The 17,918-nt window shown below is 67.6% G+C and carries 18 protein-coding genes; 7 read left to right on the forward strand and 11 right to left on the reverse strand.

Translation table 11 applies throughout. The features are described 5' to 3' along the window. The first annotated feature begins 38 nt into the window (after positions 1-38). The gene (locus VFE28_02395; protein ID HZM14828.1) at positions 39-1,712 is read left to right on the forward strand and encodes a HAMP domain-containing sensor histidine kinase; all 1,674 of its coding nucleotides are present in this window, start codon (positions 39-41) and stop codon (positions 1,710-1,712) included. On the opposite strand, the gene VFE28_02400 is transcribed toward VFE28_02395, so the two are convergent. Further along, the gene (locus VFE28_02400; GenBank protein HZM14829.1) at positions 1,651-2,199 is read right to left on the reverse strand and encodes a hypothetical protein; all 549 of its coding nucleotides are present in this window, start codon (positions 2,197-2,199) and stop codon (positions 1,651-1,653) included. The two genes, VFE28_02395 and VFE28_02400, sit on opposite strands and share 62 nt — an antisense overlap. A gap of 181 nt (positions 2,200-2,380) precedes the next feature. Between VFE28_02400 and VFE28_02405 the strand changes: the two genes are divergently transcribed. The 4 genes from VFE28_02405 to VFE28_02420 all read left to right on the forward strand — a co-directional run bounded on the left by VFE28_02405 (position 2,381) and on the right by VFE28_02420 (position 7,455). Continuing rightward, positions 2,381-2,884: a tetratricopeptide repeat protein gene (locus VFE28_02405; protein HZM14830.1), complete on the forward strand. Its 504-nt coding sequence runs from the start codon at positions 2,381-2,383 to the stop codon at positions 2,882-2,884. 49 nt (positions 2,885-2,933) lie between these two features. Next, the gene (locus tag VFE28_02410) at positions 2,934-4,445 is read left to right on the forward strand and encodes an AlkA N-terminal domain-containing protein (GenBank protein ID HZM14831.1); all 1,512 of its coding nucleotides are present in this window, start codon (positions 2,934-2,936) and stop codon (positions 4,443-4,445) included. Further along, positions 4,426-4,947, forward strand: a complete 522-nt coding sequence (locus tag VFE28_02415; GenBank protein ID HZM14832.1) for a methylated-DNA--[protein]-cysteine S-methyltransferase — start codon at positions 4,426-4,428, stop codon at positions 4,945-4,947. The genes VFE28_02410 and VFE28_02415 overlap by 20 nt, the downstream gene beginning before the upstream one ends. A 108-nt stretch (positions 4,948-5,055) precedes the next feature. After that, entirely contained in the window at positions 5,056-7,455 is a 2,400-nt protein-coding gene (locus VFE28_02420) for a tetratricopeptide repeat protein (GenBank protein HZM14833.1), read from the forward strand. 40 nt (positions 7,456-7,495) lie between these two features. Here the strand turns inward: VFE28_02420 and VFE28_02425 are convergent, their stop codons facing one another. The 10 genes from VFE28_02425 to VFE28_02470 all read right to left on the reverse strand — a co-directional run bounded on the left by VFE28_02425 (position 7,496) and on the right by VFE28_02470 (position 16,799). Next, positions 7,496-8,065 carry a DinB family protein gene (locus tag VFE28_02425; GenBank protein HZM14834.1) on the reverse strand — a complete coding sequence of 190 codons (570 nt, stop codon included), beginning with the start codon at positions 8,063-8,065 and terminating at the stop codon, positions 7,496-7,498. A gap of 8 nt (positions 8,066-8,073) precedes the next feature. Then, positions 8,074-9,495, reverse strand: a complete 1,422-nt coding sequence (locus VFE28_02430; protein ID HZM14835.1) for a pyridoxal-dependent decarboxylase — start codon at positions 9,493-9,495, stop codon at positions 8,074-8,076. 78 nt (positions 9,496-9,573) lie between these two features. Next, positions 9,574-10,380 carry a hypothetical protein gene (locus VFE28_02435; GenBank protein ID HZM14836.1) on the reverse strand — a complete coding sequence of 269 codons (807 nt, stop codon included), beginning with the start codon at positions 10,378-10,380 and terminating at the stop codon, positions 9,574-9,576. A 29-nt stretch (positions 10,381-10,409) separates the two neighbouring features. Then, on the reverse strand, positions 10,410-10,781 hold the full coding sequence (locus VFE28_02440; GenBank protein HZM14837.1) for a DUF59 domain-containing protein: 372 nt from the start codon (positions 10,779-10,781) through the stop codon (positions 10,410-10,412). Between the two features lie 35 nt (positions 10,782-10,816). After that, positions 10,817-11,266, reverse strand: coding sequence for an SUF system NifU family Fe-S cluster assembly protein (locus VFE28_02445; protein ID HZM14838.1), 450 nt, complete (start codon positions 11,264-11,266; stop codon positions 10,817-10,819). A gap of 58 nt (positions 11,267-11,324) precedes the next feature. Further along, the gene (locus VFE28_02450) at positions 11,325-12,566 is read right to left on the reverse strand and encodes a cysteine desulfurase (protein ID HZM14839.1); all 1,242 of its coding nucleotides are present in this window, start codon (positions 12,564-12,566) and stop codon (positions 11,325-11,327) included. Positions 12,567-12,579: 13 nt separating this feature from the next. Then, positions 12,580-13,926: a Fe-S cluster assembly protein SufD gene (gene sufD / locus VFE28_02455; GenBank protein ID HZM14840.1), complete on the reverse strand. Its 1,347-nt coding sequence runs from the start codon at positions 13,924-13,926 to the stop codon at positions 12,580-12,582. Positions 13,927-13,952: 26 nt separating this feature from the next. Next, positions 13,953-14,723, reverse strand: coding sequence for a Fe-S cluster assembly ATPase SufC (gene sufC / locus VFE28_02460; GenBank protein ID HZM14841.1), 771 nt, complete (start codon positions 14,721-14,723; stop codon positions 13,953-13,955). Between the two features lie 37 nt (positions 14,724-14,760). Further along, the gene (sufB, locus tag VFE28_02465; GenBank protein HZM14842.1) at positions 14,761-16,200 is read right to left on the reverse strand and encodes a Fe-S cluster assembly protein SufB; all 1,440 of its coding nucleotides are present in this window, start codon (positions 16,198-16,200) and stop codon (positions 14,761-14,763) included. Between the two features lie 26 nt (positions 16,201-16,226). Continuing rightward, positions 16,227-16,799, reverse strand: coding sequence for an Rrf2 family transcriptional regulator (locus VFE28_02470; protein HZM14843.1), 573 nt, complete (start codon positions 16,797-16,799; stop codon positions 16,227-16,229). 255 nt (positions 16,800-17,054) lie between these two features. Here VFE28_02470 and VFE28_02475 point away from each other — a divergent pair, with 255 nt between their 5' ends. Both VFE28_02475 and VFE28_02480 read left to right on the forward strand, forming a co-directional pair. Then, positions 17,055-17,567 (forward strand): DinB family protein, encoded by a 513-nt coding sequence (locus tag VFE28_02475; protein HZM14844.1) that lies wholly within the window; start codon positions 17,055-17,057, stop codon positions 17,565-17,567. Between the two features lie 127 nt (positions 17,568-17,694). After that, a partial coding sequence (locus VFE28_02480; GenBank protein HZM14845.1) for a 6-bladed beta-propeller occupies positions 17,695-17,918 on the forward strand: 224 nt, incomplete at its 3' end.

The following is a 17,918-nucleotide window of genomic DNA, read 5'->3' on the forward strand; positions in this document are numbered from 1 at the left end:
TCGTCGCGACGACTGCACCCGAGCCCGATGCAGGCCGTATGGATGCACTCGAATCCCCGCAGCCTCTCGAGGCTTTGCTGCGCTCCGACATCGAAGAGCACACTTTCCTCGACAAGACGGCGCGGAAGAATTGGTTCATTCTCATCGCCACCAGCTTGATCTCCACGCTGGGGCTCGGCCTCGCCGTCGCCCCGCTCCTGGGCGAGGCGGTCCTCAACTTCTGGCCCTGGGAGTACACGAACCACGCTTTGCTCGCCGGTCTATCCCTCCTCGTCACCACCTTCGTCTGGTACCTCACCAAACAAGAACGCCGGGTCGCCCATCTCCGCGGCCAGCTCCTCGATGCGCGCCGGCGCGAGCTCAAGTACTGCAAGAGCTACGGGCGCGCCGTGTCCCAGGCCAACGCCCAGCTGCACCGCGAGATCGAGGAGCGCCGCCGGATGGAACAGGAGCTGCGGCGTCTGAACGAAACCCTGGAGGATCGCGTCGCCCGGCGGGGCGAGGAAAACCAGCGCCACGCCGAAGAGCTCCGCATGGCGAAGCAATCCTTGGAAGACCAGAACCGGCGCCTGCGCGAGCTCTACAGCACGGCGCACCAGTTCGTCGACAACGTCTCCCACGAATTCCGCACCCCGCTCACGGTGATCAAGGAGTACGCCGCCGCCATCGAGGAGGATCTGACGGAGAGCAGCAGCGAGGAGCAGCGCCAGTATCTCGACACGATCAAGCATCGCGTCGACGACCTGCACGGCCTCGTGGAGGACCTGCTGGACATCAGCCGCATCGAGGCGGACCTCCTCCGCACCTCGCGGCGTCCCTGCCGGGTGAGCGACATCTTCGCCCGCGTGCGTCCGACGCTGGAGCGCAAGGCGGCGAGTTCGCAGGTCTCCTTGGAGCTGCAGGCCCCCGCCGACCTGCCGCGGCTCTTCGGCGATCCGGAGAAGATCGGGCGCATTCTCCTCAACCTGGGAGTCAACGCCATCAAGTTCTCCGATCCCAGTACGTTGGTGCATCTGTGGGCCCGCCCCGCCACCGACGAACGGGAGATCCAGATCGGCGTCACCGATCACGGACCCGGAATCGCGGCGGAGAATCTCGAGATCATCTTCGAGCGTTTCAAACAGCTCGATGGCCAGGTGCGCTCGAGCACCAAGGGGTTCGGCCTGGGCTTGAACATCGTGAAGGAATTGGTGCAGCTGCAGTTCGGGCAGCTGCACGTGGAGAGTCAGGTCGGATCAGGCAGCACCTTCTCCTTCACCGTGCCGCGGGAAGAACCGGAGCTGTTCATGCCGCTCTACCTGGAGCGGGTGAGGTCTATGCGTGGCAGCGCCCAGTTCGTCTCGCTCCTCACCGCCGCCACAGACGCCGCAGAGAGAGCCGGCCTGCAGACCCTGCAGGACTTCCTCGAGGACAACATCCGGCGCACCGACATCCTGCTGCCGTCCCTGCCTTCCACCTGGATCATGGTGGCGGCAACGCACGAGGTCACCACGGACCAGGTGGTGGCGCGCATGGAGCGGGCGCACGGTGAAGCCAACCGCGCCCGCCAGCATTCGTTCCTGCCGGCGTTGCGCTGGAGCATCCACGGCTGCTGGCGACTCGACGACCCGTCGAGCAGCTTCCTACCGCGCCTCTTGACGTTGTTGCGGCCTACGAGTGCCGGGGACGAAAGGTCACCCGTTCCGGATACCGCTGGACCAACGTCTCGATGATCTGACAATCCCAGCACATTGGCTGGTGCGTTTCCAGGACCGCTCGTACTTCCACGGCAGCCACCTCGTGCCAAGCAAGGATGCGTCGCTCCGGGTGCATCAGCCCCGGCTTGTGCGTCGTCCAGTCGATGTGGCTCAGGTCCTTGCCGCAAAGCACGCAGCTCTTGCCTTCGAACCAGGCCGCGACGATCTGGCGTACCAGGCAGCCCTCGGGAGCCTTTTCGATCTCCCGCACGCAGTCTTGTCCGCAACCGGCGCGTTCAGGCCAGCGGGTGCAGGAGCTCAACTCCAGCTCCCGTGTTCCGCGCAGCGCGGCCAGCGCCGCAGCCTTGGCGTCGACACTCACGCCCGCAGGAGCGCCGGTCTCGGGACACTGGACCACCCGTTCTCCACGCGACCGCCAGTAAGCCCGACCGGCCGTGCGTACGAGAATGACCAGGATGGTGAGCGCCACTGCCGCCAGGATTCCCACCCCGAGGAGATTCATGCGCCCTCCTTTCGCCTTCACCCGGAAGATCGTCGCTGCAGGGTCGAGACGCCAGGTGCGGTCAAGCGACGCGCGCGGTCTGCTGAGACGGTTTCCCGCCCTCGATGACGGTGTTAGACTGCTCGCTGGGCCAGGCGCCGCCCAGAAAGTCCTCGCTCTTCACCTAGACTGGGAGCACGTCATGAACGCGTCTCGTCGTTTCGGAATCCCCGCCCTCTTTCTCCTCCTCTTCGCCGCCGGCGCTTTCGCTGCCGGTTCGGGGTCCAAGTCCCAGACCCCCGAGGCGTCCACCGATCCGGCGATCCAGCTCTACGAGGAAGGCTTGAAGAAAGTGGAGGCCAAGGATTGGAAAGGTGCTCTCTCGCTCTTCGAGCGCGCCCATCAGGCGAAGAAAAAGGACCCGGATATTCTGAACATGCTCGCCTTCACGCAACGCAAGAACGGGCAACTGGACGATGCCTTCACCAACTACGCCAAGGTGCTAGAGATGAAGCCCGAGTTCCCGCAAGCCCGGGAGTACCTGGCAGAGGCGCACCTGCAAGCCGCCATGGAGCAGATGAAGATCTTGCGCGATTACGGCTCCGAAGCGCAGGCCGAGGTGACGATGCTCCTCGACGCCTTCGCCAAGGCGGCGTGGACCGTGGGTGCCCGTCCGGCCGCGGGGGACAGCACCCGTCGCTGGTGACACGGCCCCGCCTGTCCAGGTCCGAAAACGGCGCATTCTGGGGCCGGCGATGGGGTACAACTCTCGCATGGAGACCACGGAGCCGAGAAACCTCGACGACGCTGCATGCTATCAGGCGCTGCGCACCCGGGACGCCCGCTTCGACGGGCGCTTCTTCACCGCAGTGCTGTCCACCGGGATCTATTGCCGGCCCGTCTGCCCGGCGCGGACGCCGAAGCGGGAGAACGTCCGCTTCTACGCCTACGCCGCTGCCGCCCAAGAAGCCGGCTTCCGGCCTTGCTTGCGCTGCCGGCCGGAGACGTCGCCGGGCTCGACACCCTGGCTGGGCACGACGACCACGGTGTCCCGGGCCCTGCGGCTGATCGCCGACGGCGCTCTCGACAGCGAAGCCGTCGGCGCTCTGGCAGCGCGTCTCGGTGTCGGGGAACGCCATCTGCGGCGTCTGTTCCTCCGCCACCTGGGCACGACGCCGCGCACCCTGGGGCAAACGCGCCGGCTCGCCTTCGCCAAGAAGTTGATCGACGAAACGCGCCTCCCCGTGGGCACGGTCGCGGCCGCCGCCGGCTTCCGCAGCCTCCGGCGCTTCCACACCGCCTTCCGCCAAGCCTATCGCCAGCCGCCGCGGGCGCTGCGGCGCCGCAGCGCCCTGTCGCCCCGGGACTCGAGCTCCGACCTCACGCTCCGCCTCCCTTTCCGCCCGCCCTTCGACTGGGACGGCGTGCTGCGCTTCTTGTCCGCCCGGGCGGTCCCGGGGCTCGAAGCGGCAGCGCACGGCAGGTACCGGCGCAGCCTCAGGATCGGCGAGCAGCAGGCGCTGGTGCAGATCGAACCGGTGCGGGGGGAACACCATCTTCTCGCCCGCATCCGCCTCGCCGACGCGACGCTCCTCCTGCAAGTGGTGGAACGCTTGCGGCGTCTCTTCGATCTCGACGCGGATCCCGAAGCGATCGCCCGCCATCTGCGGCGCGACCCGCGTCTGGCGCCGCGCTTGCGCCGCCGCCCGGGAGTGCGCCTCCCAGGCAGCGGCGACCCCTTCGAGGCAGCGGTGCGGGCCATCCTGGGACAGCAGGTGAGCGTCGCTGCCGCCACCCGACTCGTCGCCCGTCTGGCCGAGCGCCACGGGGAACCGTTGAGCCTCGACCAGAGCGGCATGGAAGAAATCCGCTTCGTCTTCCCGAGCCCGCAGCGACTCGCCGCCGCCGATCCGGCGGGATTCGGCTGCCCGCGGGCGCGTGGCGAGACCTTGGTGCGCTTCGCCCGCGCCGTCGCCGACGGACGCATCTCCTTCCAGCCGGCATCGCTGTCTGCGTTCGTCGAATCCCTTTGCGCCCTACCGGGCGTGGGGCCGTGGACGGCACACACCGTGGCCCTGCGTGCTCTCGGTGAACCGGACGCTTTCCCCGCCGGGGACCTGGGGCTACGACGCGCTCTCGGCAGCGCCGGCCGGCTCGCCACCCCGCGGCACGTCGAAGCTGCCGCCGAATCCTGGCGCCCCTGGCGGGCCTACGCGGCCATGACACTCTGGAACGGAGGATCGACGCATGCAGACGCGAAGCACTGAACTGGACAGCCCCATCGGCAAGTTGCGTCTCCTGGCGCGGGGCGACACGCTCTGCGCCCTGGAGTTCGTCGACCGCCGCGGCGGTGGTGCGCTCCCCAAGTCCGCCCAGCGCGCCGCACCGAGGACCGCTTCCGCCGCGACGCCACTTCTCGCCGCCTCGCACCCCGTGGTGCGGCGTCTGCGCGCCTACTTCGACGGTGACATCAAAGCCCTGGACGACATCGTCGTGGAGGCCGACGGGACGGAGTTCCAGCGGCGCGTCTGGCAAGTGCTGCGGCAGGTGAAACCGGGAGCGGTGATCTCCTACGGCGATCTCGCCCGCCGCGCCGGCAGCCCCGGCGCCGCCCGGGCCGCCGGTGCCGCGTGCGGCAGCAATCCGATCGCCGTCGTCATCCCCTGTCACCGTGCCGTCGGCGCCAACGGTTCTCTCACCGGCTACGGCGGTGGCATGGAGCGCAAGCGCTGGCTGCTGCGGCACGAAGCGGGAGAGCTCAAGCTATAATGGGGCCGCTCTGGAAGCGCCGACGGTCCCACTCTGAGCAAACGAGTCCACTGCATGCAGGATCGTGGAATCCAGCCTCCCAGGAACGGCGGTCCTTGGAGTCGCTGGGTGCGCGCCGGATTCTGGGTGTTCGTCGGGCTCCTTCTCTCGGTTCCACTGCATCTCGGTGTGCGGACGCTGCGCTCGCACCGGTCCCCGGCCACCGCATCGACCCCGCAGTTCGTGGGCAGCAACCGTTGCGCCGCTTGCCACGCCCCGCAGTTCGCGGCCTGGCGCCACTCGCACCACGGACTCGCCATGCAAGCCGCGGCGGACAGCACGGTGCGCGGCGATTTCGCCAACGCCGAGTTCAGCGCCGGCGGCAAGACGACGCGCTTCTCCCGCCAGGGCGACAAGTTCCACGTCCGCACCGAAGGGCCCGACGGCGCCACGCAAGATTACGAAGTGACCTACACTTTCGGCGTCGAGCCCTTGCAACAATACCTGGTGCCATTTCCCGGCGGACGCTTGCAGTGCCTGCTCGTCGCCTGGGACACCGAGCGCCGGCGCTGGTTCGCTCTGCCGCATCAAGACGTGGCGACCTCGGATTGGCTGCACTGGACGCGCCCCGGCCAGAGCTGGAACACGATGTGCGTCGAGTGCCACTCCACCGGCGTGCAGAAACGCTACGATCCGGAGACCGCGACGTTTCGCACTACTTGGTCGGAGATGATGGTGGGTTGCGAGGCCTGTCATGGCCCGGCGTCGTTGCACGTCGCCTGGGCGGAGAAACCGCCCGCAGCGCGCCCGGTCGCCGCCGATGCCGCCCTGGTGACGCGCACCTCGGGCCTCGGCCACCGCGAGCTCGTGAACCTCTGCGCCCCGTGCCACACGCGGCGCTCCCAGTGGAAGGACATGGTGCGCCCCGGCGAGGACCCCCTCGATCTCTTCTACCCGACGCTACTCTCGCCGGGCGTCTTCCATCCCGACGGCCAGATCCTGGAAGAGGACTACGAGGTCCATTCCTTCCTGCAGAGCAAGATGTACGCGAGCGGGGTCCAGTGCACCGACTGCCACGATGCGCACACGGGCAAGACCCTGGCGCAGGGCAACGAGCTCTGCGCCCGCTGCCACCGGGCCGATACCTACGACAGCCCGAGCCATCACTTCCATCCGAGCCCACGAGACGGCGCGACCCATCCCGGGGCGCAATGCACCTCCTGTCACATGCCCGGGCAGACCTACATGGGCGTGCACTTCCGCCGGGATCACAGCATGCGCGTGCCGCGGCCTGATCTCTCAGCGAGCCTTGGCACCCCCAACGCCTGCGCCGGCTGCCACGCCGACAAGACGCAGAGTTGGATGCTCGAGAAGTACGACGAGTGGTACGGGAAGACGCGCAAGCCGCACTACGGCACCATCCTCGCCGCCGGGCAGGCGAATCCCACCGCCGCCGCGGGCGCGCTCGCCGCCCTCGCTCGCGACCGCCTGCACCCTGCCATCGTCCGCGCCACGGCGCTCGACTTGCTGGCGAGCGCCGCGGACACCGTCGTCAGCGCCACGCTCACGGCGGCGCTGCGGGACGCCGACGCCCTCGTCCGGCGCACTGCCGCCAACCGGTTCGCGGCGAGCGAGCCGGCACGCTTCGCCCGCGCCCTGGTGCCGCTGCTGCGCGACCCCGTGCGCGGCGTGCGCATGGAGGCAGCAGCGCGCTTGGCCGAGCTGCCGCCGGGAACGCTCGTGGCCGACGACCTCCAGGCGCAGACGGGCGCCCTCGACGAATACGTCGCCGCGCAGAACTATCTCGCCGACATGCCGTCCGGGCCCTACAACCTGGCGAACCTGGCGGTGGCTCAAGGGAAGCTCGAGGAGGCGGAGAAGCAGTACCGGCGCGCTTTGGCCATCGACGAGCAGTTCTATCTCGCCGCCGTCAATCTGGCGCTTCTCCTCAACCGACAGGGACGCAACGAGGAGGCAGTGCTGCTCCTGGAGAGTGTGCACCGCGCTCATCCCGACTTCGCCGAAGTCGCTTTCGACCTGGGTCTGTTGCAGGCGGAGCGCGGCAAGCCGGAGGAAGCGAAGACGGCCTTGCGTGCCGCGCTGCGCGCCGATTCGAGCCTGGCGCCTGCGGCCTACAACCTGGCGGTGCTGGTGGGTGAGGCGCAGCCGGCGGAAGCCGCCGCGCTCTGCCGGCAAGCGGCGGCGCAGCGCCCCGCCGAGCCGCGTTATGCCTACACCCAGGGGTTCTACGCCTGGCGCGCCGGCGCGACGCAGGAAGCCGTCCAGGTCCTGGAGAAGCTGCTGCAGCGCGCGCCATTGTATGGTGACGCCGTGCTCTTGCTGCGCGAGATCTACACCCGGATGGGACGGGATGCCGAGGCCAGGGCACTCGTCACGAGGACGCTGCAGCAACCGGGATTGCCCGCACCGCTGCGACAGAGCTTGGAGGCCGAGCCGGAAGCAGGATCCAGAGCGGCGCCGCCCGGAGCTCCATCGTCGCCGCCTCGGCTCGGCGCCCCGTCACCTTGACACCCACGCAGCGCGGGCGGGACGAATCCGCTCGCTCCCTTCATTCGCGGGCTCGCTTCTTCCACTGCCAGAGCCCGGCCGTGACCGCTACGGGCAGGCGGTGCCCCCATTGCCGTGCCAGCAGGCACAGCTGCCCACGGTGGTGCGCCTCGTGGGCCACGAAGTAGGTGAGGAAGTGTGCGAGATCGGTCGGAAAGTTCTGCCACGCGGCCGGGGGAACCGCGCCACCCCGCGCCATGCCGAGTCGGATCAAGTCGATGAAGCCTTCACTGCTGCGGGCGAGCGCCCGAGTCAACTCCGCCGGCCGAACCCGGCGTCCATCCACGTTCCTGGGTACCACCACCCCATGGCGCGCGCCCAGCATCTTGATCCACATGCAGCGGGCATTGTGGATGTGGGCCGCGATCATCCGCACCGTGCGGCGCGGAGCGCCGGGAACGGTCTTCGACCACAACTCGGGCGGGAGATTCTCGATGAGATAGGTGGTGACGCGGTGGTTCGTGCGCCAGGCGGCGATCCACGCCTCGCCGCCCTCCGGAGCTCGCGGCGCCCTCGTTCGCCTGGAGCGAAGCTTCGGCTTCGGGCGCTTTGCCGCTTTGCCTTCCGCCATGACTCCCCTCAGCAGGAGGGTTGCACGAGGGCCGCTTCTTCCTGGATGCGCTGCCAGGCCTCACGCACGTGGCGCTCTTCCGTCTGCGGCTGGCCGACACAGAAGCGGAGCACCGTGCGGTCGTCGAGGCGGGTGTGGGTGAGGTAGAGCTCCCCGCTCCGGTTCAAGCGCTCGAGCAGCTCCTGGTTGACCGCATCGCTACTGCGCAGGCGGAAGCACACCAGGTTGAGCGGCGGCGGGACGACGCACTCGAAACGCGGGTCCGCAGCCACCCAGCGCGCGAATTCCTGCGCCAGATGCACGGTGTGCCGCACGTGCCGGCGCAACCCCTCGACGCCGTACCAGCGGATCACGAACCAGAGCTTGAGGGCCCGGAAGCGCCGCCCGAGCGGCACGTGCCAGTCGCGGTAGTCGATGACCTGTCCGGAGGCGGTGGCCTGGTTGCGCAGATACTCCGGCAGGATGCCGAGAGCCCCGATCAGGCTGGCGCGGTCCGCGACGTAGAAGCAATCGCAGTCGAAGTTGGTCAGCATCCATTTGTGCGGATTGAAGCAGTAGCTGTCGGCGTGCTCGAGACCGGCGTGGATGCCGCGGAACTCGGGACAGAGCGCCGCCGTCCCCGACATCGCCGCGTCCACGTGCAGCCACAGGCCCTCGCGGGCGCAGAGACGGCCGATCGCCTGCACCGGGTCGATGGCGTTGGAGGAGGTCGTCCCCACGGTGGCGCAGACGAAGAAAGGCACGAGACCCAGGGCACGGTCGGCGGCGACGCGCCGCTCCAGCGCCTCCGGCCGCAGAGCGAAGCGCTCGTCCACTTCCACCAGCCGCAGCTTCTCGCTTCCCAGGCCGGCGATGCGCGCCGCCTTCTCTACCGACGAATGCGCCTGCGTGGAGGCATAGGCCACCAGACGGCCATCGCCGCCGCGCCGGTTGCTCTCGCCGCCGGTGGCGCGCTCCCGGGCGGCGAGCAAGGCGCAGAGCGTGGCGCTCGAGGCCGTGTCCTGGATCACGCCGCCGCCGGAGCCGCTGGACTTGAAGCGCGGCGGCAAGCCGAGCATGTCCACGACCCAGTCGAGGACATGGGTCTCCAACTCCGTACAGGCCGGACTCGTGGCCCACAGCATTCCCTGCACGCCGAGCCCGGAGGCCAGCAGCTCGCCGAGAATGGCGGGGCCGGAGACGTTGGCGGGGAAGAAGGCGAAGAAACTCGGCGACTGCCAGTGGGTGATGCCGGGAAGGATCTTCGTCTCCACATCGGCCAGGATGTTCGCAAAGGCCTCGCCGTGCTCCGGGGGCGCCGCCGGCAGACCGGCGCGGATCTCTCCCGGAGCCGCCCGGGAGAGCGCCGGATAAGCGGCGACGCGCTCGAAGTAGTCGGCGACCCAATCGACGACGGCGCGTCCTTGCAGGCGGAACTCCTCGGGCGTCATGTGCACGGGTGGGTCCGTGCCCCCGGCGCCCGGCCGCACCGTGCCCTGCGACCCTGTCTGCGTGCCCTCCGCGTCCACCTATTGCACTTTCACCGAATCGGGGCTGGTGAAGACGCTGGCGGGCAAGGTGCTGAACGCCGCCAGCTTCCAGTCGGGCTCGCTCCGGCCGTGATCACCGGCCAGCATGATGTCTCCGACCTTCCGCCATGCCTTCCAGGGCATGGTGAATTTCGGTTCCCCATCGCCCGCCTTCTCGTAGTAGGACCACTCGCTCACGAGCCGCGTCTGCTTGTCCACGAAGATGTCGTACTTGTTCTCCGGCGTCAGGCCGACGCCGGTGAAGGTGAGCTCGAGAACGTCGGCCGGCTTGCCGTCCTGCATGGCGCGCTCGCCGAGATAGCGCAGGCGCACCCCCGAGTCCTTGAGCTTGTACGGCATGAAGACCCAGTACGAATCGTTGGTCCACCAGGCGAAGCCTTTCTCCAGGCGCGTCTGCAGAGACTCCGGTTGCGTGACCTCGACGCCCTTCTCCCAGACCCGGCCCTTGCGGGTCTGGATGTTCATGAGCACGAGCTTGTCACCCGCTTCGATGCGCACGTCACCGGTCCACTTGTTCCAATAGTGCATGCGCCGGCCGAAGAAGAGCCAGCGCACGTAGTGGGTGTTGTCCCAGGCCGGACGCCCGCCCATGGCGCGCATCACTTCGTCGGCGATCTCCATGGCGCGGGCATCCGAGGCGTCCTTCTGGAAGCCCGGCATGGCGGGGTTCTCCTCCGCCGGAGACGCCGCGGGATCGGCCGCGACCACGATGGCATCGAGGGAGAACGAGGCGAGGAACAAGGAAAGGGCGACGCCGGGATAAGTCCAGCGACTCGGCGTGTTCATGCTCCACCTCCTGGGTCGGGAGGTGCAGTTTACATCATCCCGAGCTGCAGTTTGGCGGCCTCGGTCATGCGCTCCGGCGTCCACGGCGGTTCCCAGACCAGGTTGACGCGCGCCGAGGCGAGGCCTTCGATGCTGGCGATCTTGGTTTCCACCTCGCCGGGAAGGCTGCCGGCGACCGGGCACATGGGGGAGGTGAGGGTCATGGTCACCACCGCATGGCCGCCTGCGTCGACGGCGATGTCGTAGACCATGCCGAGCTCGTAGATGTTCACCGGGATCTCCGGGTCGAAGACCGTCTGCAAGATCGCGATGATCTGCTCCCGCAGCGCCTGCAGGTCGGCGCCGCCGGCAGCCCCGGGCTCCGTCGCCCGCTCCACCGGGTCCTTGGGTGCGCTTTCCATGCTGTTCTCCGTCCGTTGGCGGCGCGCCGCCGCCCTCACTCCGTGCTGACCTCGCCGGCGCCGCCGTCGAGCGCCGCTTCCAGGGTGCGCCAGGCGAGGGTGGCGCACTTGACGCGGACCGGGAAGTCCTTGACCCCGGAGAACACCGCCAGTTTCCCCAGCCGCGTCGGGTCCGACTTTTCGGTGCCCGTCAGCATCTCGATGAAGGCGGCGAGCAGTGCCTCCACCTCGTGCCGCGGCTTGCCCTTCACCGTTTCGGTGAGCAGCGACGCCGACGCCGTCGAGATGGCGCAGCCGCTGCCCTGGAAGCTGACATCGCGCACGATGTCCCCTTCGCAGTGCAGGAACAGGGTGAGCTTGTCGCCGCAGAGCGGATTGAAGCCCACAGACTGCGCGCTCGCTCCCTCCATGCTCCGGAAGTTGCGCGGGCGCCGCCCGTGATCGAGGACCACTTCCTGGTAGAGATCGCGCAGATCGGCGTTCACGAGCATCGTCCTCTCCGAACTGCCGCCCTGGGGTCCGGCCCTTGCCGCCGCCTCTGCCCTAGCAATGGAAGATCTCCTGCACCTGGTGCAAGGCGCGGGCGAGCGCGTCCACCTCGGCACGGGTGTTGTACAGGGCAAAGGAGGCCCGCACCGTGGCGGGCACACCGAAACGCTCCATCAGCGGCTGGGCGCAGTGGTGTCCGGCGCGCACTGCCACCCCCTCCTGATCGAGGATCGTGCCCACGTCGTGGGGATGCACGCCTTCCAGCGTGAAGCCGACGACCGCTGCCTTGTGCCGTGCGGTGCCGATGAAGCGCAAGCCGCGGATGCTGCCCAGGCGTTCCATGGCGTACTGACGCAGGTCCTCCTCATGGGCCCCGATCGCCTCCAGGCCGACATTCTGCAAGTACGACATCGCTGCTCCGAGACCGATGACGCCGGCGATGTGGGGAGTCCCGGCCTCGAACTTGTGCGGCAGGTGGTTGAACGTCGTCTTCTCGAAGCTCACCGAGGCGATCATGTCGCCGCCGCCCTGGTAGGGCGGCATGGCCTCCAGCAACGCCCGCCGCCCCCACAGGCAACCGATGCCGGTGGGGCCGAACATCTTGTGCCCCGAGAGGGTGTAGAAGTCGCAGCCCAAGGCACGCACCTCGATCTTCAGGTGCGCCGCCGCCTGGGCGCCATCGACGAGCACGATGGCGCCGTGGCGCTTGGCGAGGGTGGTCATCTCGCGCACCGGGTTGATCGTGCCGAGGGCGTTGGAGACGTGCGCCACCGCCACGAGACGCGTGCGCGGCCCGAGGAGCTTGGCGTACTCCTCCAGGAGGACCTCGCCCTGGTCGTCGATGGGGGCGACGCGCAGCACCGCGCCCGTCTGTTCGCAGAGGAGCTGCCAGGGCACGATGTTCGAGTGGTGCTCCATGGTGGTGACGACGATCTCGTCGCCGCGCGCGAAGGTCGTCCGCCCGTAGGCTTGCGCCACCAAGTTGATGGCTTCCGTGGTACCGCGGACGAAGATGATCTCCGCCGGGTCTGCGGCCCCCAGGAAGCCGGCCGCCTGGGCCCGCACCGCCTCGTAGGCCGCGGTGGCGTGCTCGCTCAAGAAGTGCACGCCGCGGTGGATGTTGGCGTTGCCCTCGCTGTAGTAGCGGCTCAGCGCTTCGATGACGGACCGCGGCTTCTGCGTAGTCGCGGCGTTGTCCAGATAGACCAGCGGCTTGCCGCGCACCTGCAGCTGCAGGATGGGGAAATCGGCGCGGATCCGGTTCACGTCGTACGCGGTCTGTAGCTTCGTCGACATGGCTCCAGCACTTTCAGCAGGGGGCATCGGCTTCCTGCCCCACGGGGATGAAGTGGAAGAGATCGGACTCCACGGTCTTGCGCAGCGGCTCCAGGCGGATCCGTTCCAGCACGTCGTTGGCGAAGGCGTAGGTCAGGATGCGCCGGGCCGTCTTGGTGTCGATGCCGCGGGCCCGCAGGTAGAAGAGCGCGTCCGCTTCCAGCTCGCCCACCGTGGCGCCATGGCTGCACTTGACGTCGTCGGCGTGGATCTGCAGCTCCGGCTTGGTGTTCATCAGCGCTTCCTTGGAGAGCACCAGGTTGCGGTTCTCCTGACGGGAATTCGTCTTCTGCGCGTCCTTGGCCACGAACACCGCGCCGTTGAACACCCCTTGGGCGGCGCCGTCCAGGATCGTCTTGTAGATCTCGTGGCTGGTGCAGTGTGGCCGCGCATGCACGATGCTGGTGTGGTCGTCGACGAGCTGCGCATCGGCGATGACGTTGAGGCCGTGCAGCCTGCAGCTGGCCCCTTCGCCGTCCAGGAGGCAACGCAGGTCGTTGCGCGTCCGGCTGCCACCGAAGGCGATGGAGGTGGAATGGAAGCTGCTGTCCCGAGACTGGTGCACCTCGATGGCGCCGACATGGTAGGCGCTCCGGCTCTCGCGCTGCAGCTTGTAGTAGTCGAGCACGGCCCCGTCACCCAGGACGATCTCCGTGACCGGGTTGGTGAAGTGGGACTCCGTCCCCAGGGAAACGTAATCCTCCACCAAGGTCAGCTCGGCTTGCGGCTCCAGGATCAAGATGGTGCGCGGGTGCGACACGATCGGCCCCTGCGACGCGGTGGAGAGCCAGAGCAGGTGGATCGGATCGCGCATGGCGACGCCCCGGGGCAGGACCACGCAGGCGCCATCGTGGAGCAGCGCCGTGTTGAGCGCCACGAAGGGCTGGGACTCGAAGGCGGCGTGCTGCGCCAGATGGGCTTCCAGGAGCGGGCGGCGCGCGCCCAGCGCCGACGCCAGGTCCCCGGCCACGACGCCTGCCGGCACGTTCCGGGCCGTGGACAGGGCGGGCTCGAAATAGCCGTCCACGAACACCAGCTGCGCCCCCGGGAGACAGTGCACCTGGAAGGGCGCGAGCGCCTCGTGCCCGATGTGGCTGCGCTCCGTGTCCCGGACGTAGTGGAAGGCCGTGCGCCGCAGCGGCGTCAGGTCGAAGTAACGCCAGGCCTCTTGCCGCGGTGTCGGCCAGCCCAGGGCCACGAAGCGCTCCATGGCCTGGCGCCGGCGCGGCTCGAACCAGGAGCTGCCGTTCGCCGCCGTCAGGCGCTCGATCGCGGCGAAGCGCGCCGTGATAGCGTCCAGTGCCTCGCTCGTTCCGAGCATCGCCCCTCTCCCGTCCTTTGCTGCCACTAAGCCCCCTCGGTGACTGCTTCGTCGACCCAGGAGTAGCCTTTCTCCTCGAGCTCGAGGGCCAGGTCCTTGCCGCCGGACTTCACGATGCGGCCCTTGGAGAGGACGTGCACGTAGTCGGGAACGATGTAGTTGAGCAGCCGCTGGTAGTGCGTCACCACCAGGATGGTGCGCTCGGGGCTGCGCATGGAGTCGATCCCCCGGGCCACGATCCGCAGGGCGTCGATGTCCAGACCCGAATCGGTCTCGTCCAGGATCGCCAGCCGTGGCTCGAGCACGGCCATTTGTAGGATTTCGTTGCGTTTCTTCTCGCCCCCGGAGAAGCCTTCGTTCACCGGGCGGCCGAGGAGGGTATCGTCAGCCTCGAGCAGCTTCATCTTCTCCCGCACCAGCGCCAGGAAGTCCATGGCGTCCAGCTCGGGGAGGCCGCGATGCTTGCGCACCGCGTTGACTGCGGCCTTGAGGAAGTAGGTGTTGTTGACCCCGGGGATCTCGACCGGATACTGGAAGGCGAGGAACAAGCCGTTGCGGGCGCGCATCTCCGGTTCCAGATCGAGCAAGGGCTTGCCGTCGTAGAGCACTTCTCCGGCGGTGACGACGTACCCGTCGCGCCCGGCCAGGACGTGGGCCAAGGTGCTCTTCCCCGAGCCGTTGGGCCCCATGACCGCGTGCACCTCGCCCGGGTACAGGTCCAGGTCGATGCCGGTCAGGATGGGATTGCCGCCGGCCTCGACGTTGAGACCGCGGATGTGCAGCAGTGGTTTCCGCATGCCCGTTCCTTCCTTGCGCCTCAGCCTTCCTTGCCCCTCAGCCAACGGCGTTCTCCAGGCTCACGCTCAGGAGCTTTTGCGCTTCCACCGCGAACTCCATGGGCAGCTCGCGGAAGACCTCCTTGCAGAAGCCGTTCACGATCAGGTTCACCGCGTCCTCCTCGGAGAGGCCGCGCTGCTTGCAGTAGTAGATCTGGTCCTCCCCGATCTTCGAGGTGGAAGCCTCGTGCTCCAACCGCGCCGTGGGGTTCTTCACCTCGATGTAGGGGAAGGTGTGGGCGCCGCACTTGTCGCTCATGAGCATGGAATCGCACTGCGAGTAGTTGCGTGCGTTCTCCGCCCCCTTCAGGATCTTCACCAGGCCGCGGTAGCTGTTCTGTCCGTGTCCCGCCGAGATGCCCTTGGAGATGATGGTGCTGCGCGTGTTCTTGCCGATGTGGATCATCTTCGTACCCGTATCGGCCTGCTGGTAGTTGTTGGTCACCGCCACGGAGTAGAACTCTCCCACGGAGTTCTCGCCCTGCAGGATGCAGCTCGGGTACTTCCAGGTGATGGCCGATCCCGTCTCCACCTGGGTCCAGGAAATCTTGGAGTTGCGGCCGCGGCAGGCGCCGCGCTTGGTGACGAAGTTGTAGATGCCGCCCTTGCCATCCTTGTCCCCGGGGTACCAGTTCTGCACCGTGGAGTACTTGATCTGCGCGTCGTCCAGGGCGATCAGCTCCACCACCGCCGCGTGCAGCTGGTTGGTGTCGCGCTGGGGCGCCGTGCACCCTTCCAGATAGCTCACGTAGCTGCCGGCGTCGGCGATGATGAGGGTGCGCTCGAACTGCCCGGTGTCGGCGGCGTTGATGCGGAAGTAGGTGGACAGCTCCATGGGGCAGCGCACGCCCTTCGGCACGTAGACGAAGGAGCCGTCGGTGAAGACGGCGGCGTTCAACGCCGCGAAGAAGTTGTCCGTGTGCGGCACCACCGACCCCAGGTACTTGCGCACCAACTCGGGGTGCTCGCGCACCGCCTCGGAAAAGGAGCAGAAGACGATGCCCAATTCGCCGAGCCGCTTCTTGTAGGTCGTGGCCACGGAGACGCTGTCGAAGACGGCGTCCACCGCCACCCCGGTCAGCCGCTTCTGCTCTTCCAGCGAGATGCCGAGCTTGCTGAAGGTCTCCCGCAGTTCCGGGTCCACCTCGTCCAGGCTTTGCAGCTGCGGCTTCTGCTTGGGCGCGGCGTAGTAGACGATCTTCTGGTAGTCGATGGGCCCGTACCGCACGTTGGCCCAGTGCGGCTCCTCGAGCGTGGTCCAGTGCCGCAGGGCCTTCAGCCGCCACTCGCGCATGAACTCGGGCTCGCCCTTCTTGCCCGAGATGAGACGGACGATGTCCTCGTCGAGGCCAGGGGGCACCGTATCGGACTCGATCTCGGTGGTGAAGCCGTACTTGTACTCGCTCTCGGTCACCCTGCGAATTGCTTCGGTGGACATTCGCTCCTCGCCTTTCCTTGCTTCGGCTAGCGCTCGACACCCGGGGTGACCAGGTTCACGTATCCCGGGCTTCGAGCCGACGCCGGCAGGTCTGGGCCCACCAGCTTGGCGAGCGCCTCGAATTTCGCTCGCATCCAGTCGCCCATGGTGCTCTCGCTCGTGGACACCAAGTCCTCGAGTGTGGTCCGGGACAGCATGTAGTCGATCATCAGCTGTAACCCCGACCACAACGAGCGGATAGAGCAGGTCGGCGAGTGGACGCAGAAGCTGAGCTCGCCGCTGAAGCGATCACACGTCTCCGCCGGCCGGTACAGCTTGCCGCCGAGCGCCGCGAGCGCTTCGGAAACGCAGACTTCCGCCGGCGGTCGCGCCAACCGGTAGCCGCCATTCCGGCCGCGAACGCTCTCCACCAATCCTGCCCGCGTCAACACGCCCATCAGCTTGCCGACGTACTCCGTCGACAGCCCCTCTCGTTCGGCGATCTGGGCGATGGTGGAGGACGGCCGGCCGAGGCCGCCCCCGAGAGCCGCGAGTTTCTCTTGCCGCGCTAGGCTCAGGATGCACCGGAGCCCGTATTCTTCCTGGGACGTGAGCTTCATCGCCCCCCGACCTCTCGCATTGAATGCCTACTTATTAGTACTCTTTTACGGCCCAAAAGTCTACCCTCCTATCCATATTTATTTACAATAACTACAATGGCTTATGGGCTTGCTGTCCACCCTGGGTGACTCTGCGTGGAGAAGGCCGAAAGGGATAGACTCCTTGGATCCCGCGGGCCACCAGAGCTCCTTGCTGATAGCCCATGGGGGCCGGTGCACCTAGAGCGCAGGAAACGTCGAAGAAAGGAGGCGCGCATGCTGGCGCGGCCGGAAGCTACGGAATACGCACCCTACTACGGGAAATACATCGGAGCGCTGCCCGAGGGCGACATTCTGGAGATCTTGGCGTCCCAGAATCGGCAAACGCTGCAACTCCTCGAACAGCTCGGGGAGGAGAAGGGCAACTTCAGCTACGCCCCTGGCAAGTGGAGCATCAAGCAGGTGATCGGCCATCTCTGCGACACGGAGCGCGTCTTCTCCTACCGCGCTCTGGCCTTCGCGCGCAACGACCGCACCCCGCTTCCTTCCATGGAGCAGGACGATTACGTCGCCGCGTCCAATGTGCAGCGCCGCACCCTGCGCAGCGTCGCTGCCGAGTTCGGCAGCATCCGCGCCGCCACGCTGTCGCTGTTCCAGAGCGTGGAGGGAGACATGTGGCTGCGCCGCGGCACGGCGAGTGACTGCGAATTCACCGTGCGCACCCTGCCCTACATCATCGCCGGGCACGAGCTGCATCATATGAAGGTGGTGCGGGAGCGCTACCTCTAGCGACGTCATGTGGCCTTGTGCTCAGGGTTGCCGTGAGGCACCGATCTTACTGACCTTGCTGTTCATCAGCCCTCCCGCGGGCGCCACCGAAACGCCCGCCGCGGGCCCCTGGGGCGACGTCCGCTTGGTGGAGGACCTGCGGATCGGAAGTTACGATGGGCCCGAGGAGACGATCTTCGGTCGCATCTCGTATCTGACCGTTGGCCCCGCGGGCTCGATCTACGTGGCCGACGACCAGCTCGAAACCCTCCGCGCCTATGACGCCGACGGGCGCTTCGTGCGCACGATCGGCCGCAAGGGCGAGGCGCCTGGAGAGTACCTTCTCATCCTCGGCATGACGGTCCTGCCCAA

It is taken from the genome of Candidatus Krumholzibacteriia bacterium (assembly GCA_035649275.1).
GTDB lineage: Bacteria > Krumholzibacteriota > Krumholzibacteriia.

What these genes read in the sequence shown, in the direction of transcription:
- sufC (HZM14841.1), bottom strand. Translation starts at nt 14,723, where the DNA reads ATGCGGAAACCACTGCTGCACATCCGCGGTCTCAACGTCGAGGCCGGC.
- VFE28_02425 (HZM14834.1), bottom strand. Translation starts at nt 8,065, where the DNA reads ATGGCGGAAGGCAAAGCGGCAAAGCGCCCGAAGCCGAAGCTTCGCTCC.
- VFE28_02470 (HZM14843.1), bottom strand. Translation starts at nt 16,799, where the DNA reads ATGAAGCTCACGTCCCAGGAAGAATACGGGCTCCGGTGCATCCTGAGC.
- VFE28_02435 (HZM14836.1), bottom strand. Translation starts at nt 10,380, where the DNA reads ATGAACACGCCGAGTCGCTGGACTTATCCCGGCGTCGCCCTTTCCTTG.
- VFE28_02415 (HZM14832.1), top strand. Translation starts at nt 4,426, where the DNA reads ATGCAGACGCGAAGCACTGAACTGGACAGCCCCATCGGCAAGTTGCGT.
- sufB (HZM14842.1), bottom strand. Translation starts at nt 16,200, where the DNA reads ATGTCCACCGAAGCAATTCGCAGGGTGACCGAGAGCGAGTACAAGTAC.
- VFE28_02410 (HZM14831.1), top strand. Translation starts at nt 2,934, where the DNA reads ATGGGGTACAACTCTCGCATGGAGACCACGGAGCCGAGAAACCTCGAC.
- VFE28_02450 (HZM14839.1), bottom strand. Translation starts at nt 12,566, where the DNA reads ATGTCGACGAAGCTACAGACCGCGTACGACGTGAACCGGATCCGCGCC.
- VFE28_02440 (HZM14837.1), bottom strand. Translation starts at nt 10,781, where the DNA reads ATGGAAAGCGCACCCAAGGACCCGGTGGAGCGGGCGACGGAGCCCGGG.
- sufD (HZM14840.1), bottom strand. Translation starts at nt 13,926, where the DNA reads ATGCTCGGAACGAGCGAGGCACTGGACGCTATCACGGCGCGCTTCGCC.
- VFE28_02430 (HZM14835.1), bottom strand. Translation starts at nt 9,495, where the DNA reads ATGACGCCCGAGGAGTTCCGCCTGCAAGGACGCGCCGTCGTCGATTGG.
- VFE28_02405 (HZM14830.1), top strand. Translation starts at nt 2,381, where the DNA reads ATGAACGCGTCTCGTCGTTTCGGAATCCCCGCCCTCTTTCTCCTCCTC.
- VFE28_02400 (HZM14829.1), bottom strand. Translation starts at nt 2,199, where the DNA reads ATGAATCTCCTCGGGGTGGGAATCCTGGCGGCAGTGGCGCTCACCATC.
- VFE28_02395 (HZM14828.1), top strand. Translation starts at nt 39, where the DNA reads ATGGATGCACTCGAATCCCCGCAGCCTCTCGAGGCTTTGCTGCGCTCC.
- VFE28_02475 (HZM14844.1), top strand. Translation starts at nt 17,055, where the DNA reads ATGCTGGCGCGGCCGGAAGCTACGGAATACGCACCCTACTACGGGAAA.